Annotated in this window: 4 protein-coding genes; all 4 read left to right on the top strand. The window is 53.0% G+C overall.

Annotated elements, in window-relative coordinates:
- Positions 1–169 precede the first annotated feature (169 nt).
- Complete coding sequence (gene spoVAC, locus ACR0P9_RS09320; RefSeq protein WP_432619479.1) at positions 170–613, top strand: stage V sporulation protein AC; 444 nt, start codon at positions 170–172, stop codon at positions 611–613.
- Positions 614–626: 13 nt separating this feature from the next.
- Positions 627–1,658, top strand: coding sequence for a stage V sporulation protein AD (gene spoVAD / locus ACR0P9_RS09325; RefSeq protein ID WP_432619481.1), 1,032 nt, complete (start codon positions 627–629; stop codon positions 1,656–1,658).
- Positions 1,659–2,015, top strand: a complete 357-nt coding sequence (gene spoVAE, locus ACR0P9_RS09330; protein WP_432619483.1) for a stage V sporulation protein AE — start codon at positions 1,659–1,661, stop codon at positions 2,013–2,015. It begins immediately after the preceding gene.
- 227 nt (positions 2,016–2,242) lie between these two features.
- Positions 2,243–3,274: a sugar ABC transporter substrate-binding protein gene (locus ACR0P9_RS09335; protein ID WP_432619485.1), complete on the top strand. Its 1,032-nt coding sequence runs from the start codon at positions 2,243–2,245 to the stop codon at positions 3,272–3,274.
- Positions 3,275–3,538 lie beyond the last annotated feature (264 nt).

Below are 3,538 nucleotides of genomic sequence, written 5' to 3' on the forward strand. Positions count from 1 at the left end.
AGGATTATTCGTGGACCGCTTCCGCGAAGATCTATGAGGAATTGTATGATTCTCTGCTGTAATACCTGAAAACATGATAGGCGACTGTGGCTTTTTGCTGCGGTCGCTTTTTTATGCATGGATTGTCTTCTAATGATGCATACTAATCCAAAGAAACGGAGGGATTGGTATGCAACCGACACCAAAGCAATATGAACAGCTGATCGGGAAATACTGCAAGAAATCGCCGCTTGGAAAAGATATGCTGTGGGCGTTTTTGGTCGGCGGCGGCATCTGCACGCTGGGACAGGGCATCCTCGCGTTTTGGCAGATGCTGGGATTGAGTGAAAAAGATGCAGGCACCGCTGTGTCTATCACGCTCATTGCTTTGTCTGCGCTGCTCACTGGACTGCATGGGTACGAAAAACTCGCCAAGCACGCAGGAGCGGGCACGCTGGTGCCGATTACTGGCTTCAGCAATTCTGTGGCAGCTCCGGCACTGGAATTCAAGAGTGAAGGCTTGGTGCTCGGCACAGCGGCAAAAATGTTTACGATTGCAGGGCCGGTGCTCGTGTATGGCATCAGTACGTCTATCGTGTATGGCATGGTGCTGGCAATTTTTGGCGGCGCATGAGGAGGACGGCAGTATGATAGGAAAACGAATGGGCATGAGCACGATTGCCTTTGAACAGCCGCCGCTGCTGTCCGCATGGGCGGCTGTCGGCGGAAAAAAGGAACAGGAAGGGCCGCTCGGCGCGGAATTTGACCAGCTGTTTCCAGATACGATGTGCGGAGAAGCGACATGGGAAAAGGCAGAGATGCATTTGCAAAAGACGGCGGTCAGCTTGGCGGCGAATCGGTGTGAACTGCCGGTTTCTGCACTGGATTTCATGATTGCGGGAGATTTGCTCGGTCAGTGTGTCGCGTCCAGCTATGCGGCGCGCGGCACGCAGGTGCCCTATCTCGGCGTATACGGTGCGTGTTCTACGATGATAGAAGGTTTGCTGCTGGCGGGATGTATGATTGACGGCGGCTATGCGCAGCGCGTCTGCGCGGCGGCATCCTCGCATTTCTGCACGGCAGAGCGGCAATACCGCTTTCCGCTCGCCTATGGCGGACAGCGCACACCGACCGCTCAATGGACGGCAACAGCGGCTGGTGCTTGTATTTTGAGCCATGCCGATGTGCAGGCATCGGTGCGCCTGACCCATGCATGCTTTGGCAAAATCTGTGATCTCGGCGTGACAGACGCCAATAATATGGGCGCGGCGATGGCTCCGGCGGCATATGACACCATTCGCACACTGCTCAGCGATACCGGTACACATCCCGGTGACTACGATGTGATTTATACCGGCGATTTGGGGCGTGTTGGCTCGCGGCTGCTGTGTACACTGGCACAGGACAACAGCATTGTGCTGGCAGATAAGCATCAAGACTGCGGCATTCTGCTGTTTTCGGAAAAACAGGATGTCCATGCGGGCGGTTCGGGCTGTGGCTGTGTGGCGTCTGTGCTGTGCGCGCATATTTTGCCGCGGCTGGCATCGGGAGAGCTGCAGCGTGTAATTGTCGCGGCGACAGGCGCGCTGATGAGTCCGACCAGCGTACAGCAGGGAGAGAGTATTCCCGGCATCTGCCATGCTGCTGTGTTAGAACACGTGGGAAAGGGTGAATCCTAATTGCAATATTTCTATGCGTTTATAACAGGAGGGACTATCTGCGCGCTGAGCCAGATTTTGATTGATAAGACCAAACTGACACCGGCGCGGATTTTGACGGCGTATGTGGTGCTCGGTGTGATTCTGACAGCGATTGGCGTATATGAGCCGTTCAAAAACTGGGCGGGCGCGGGCGCAACCGTGCCGCTGCTGGGATTTGGCTGCACACTGGCGGAAGGCGTCAAGGAAGCTGTGAGTCAGCAGGGACTGCTCGGCGCGTTTACCGGCGGCGTCAAAGCTGCGGCGGGCGGCATTTCGGCGGCGGTATTTTTTGGACTTTTGACGGCAATTCTGTTCCAACCGGCAGATAAAAGCTGAAAGAAAAGGAAAACATTTGAAGAACAAAATTGATGAACAAAGAAACAAAAAAGCCTATGTTCAACAGCAAGATTCTTTGGTATGATACGAGTGACAGAAGAAACGGTTCAAAAAAGTAACTGCTTTGCGAGGAGAGGAACATTTCGCACATGCCGCGGCGGAAAAGAGAGACTCCTTGTTCATTGCAACAATGAATCTGTGACTTAACAGAAAGAGAGGAAATAAGGATGAAACTGAAGCGAACAATGGCGATTCTTATGGCAGGTGTGACATGTGCTGGCGCATTGGCTGGCTGTGGCGGCTCCGGAGATTCCGGTTCGGCTGCGTCGGACAAGAGCGGCTTAAAGGATTTAACCTTCGTTATGGCATCCCGCGATGAGTTCATGTCGTCAATTGAGACGGCAATGGTAGCAGAAGCAGAACCGCTCGGCTACAAGATCGTATCGCAGGACGCACAGAACGACTCGTCCAAGCAGATCCAGTACATTGAGACCGCAGTAAACGGCGGCGCAGAAGCTGTTATCTGTCTGCCGGTTGACGCAGACGGCACGCAGTCTCTGATCGACGCAGTCGGCGATAAGAATCTCGTATTCGTAAACCGTCCGCCTACGAATTATTCCGAGCTGGCAGCGGACAACGTAACCTATGTTGGCTCCAACGAGGATACTTCCGGCTACTATCAGGGCGAATATCTGGCCAACTACTTCAAGGAAAAGGGTCAGAAGGAAGTAAAGTACTTGATGATTCAGGGCACGCTGGGTCAGGTTTCTACCACCAAGCGTACAGAAGGCGTTATCAAGGCACTGAAGGACAATGGACTCAATCCGGTAGAGGCATCTGCTCCGGTTGTTGCGGACTATGACCGCCCGACCGCACAGGAAATGATTCAGCCGTTGCTGACTTCTGGCAAGGAATTTGACTGCATCATCGCAAACAATGACGCAATGGCACTCGGCGCAGTAGAAGCGTGTAAGGATGCCGGTGTGGAAATCACCTTTCCAATCGTTGGTATCGACTGCACGGCCGACGGCGCAAAGGCTGTTCAGGATGGCGATATGGCTATGACTGTATTCCAGAATCCGGTAGGACAGGGCAAGGGCGCAGTCATTGCTGCGGACAATATGATCAACGGCAAGAAGCTGGGCACTGGTATGGAAGACCTCGGTGCGCTGGATACCTCTGGTCAGGACTACAGCGATTCGATTTTCTGGGTTCCGTTTGAGCCGGTAACCAAGGATAACGTAGCCGATTACATGTAAACGGACCGTTTCACTTTTCTCTTTTCTATAGGCTCGTTCTCTCAGAACCAGCCACTTGACTTTTGATGTTTTGACTGCTCGCTTGGGATTTTAGGGCAGTCAAATCCACGCGGCATGGCAGCTGTTGTTCGTCTCATTCCCCATGAGATGGACAATGGCTGCTTTTTTATGTGGGAAAGACGCAAGAGCAAGATAGATGAACAAAACGCAGAAATGCGCAATTTCAGCGCAAACTCGCGACAGAAACAAAGACCGAAGCACATG

This window comes from Butyricicoccus sp. (assembly GCF_050872565.1).
Lineage (GTDB): Bacteria > Bacillota > Clostridia > Oscillospirales > Butyricicoccaceae > Butyricicoccus_A.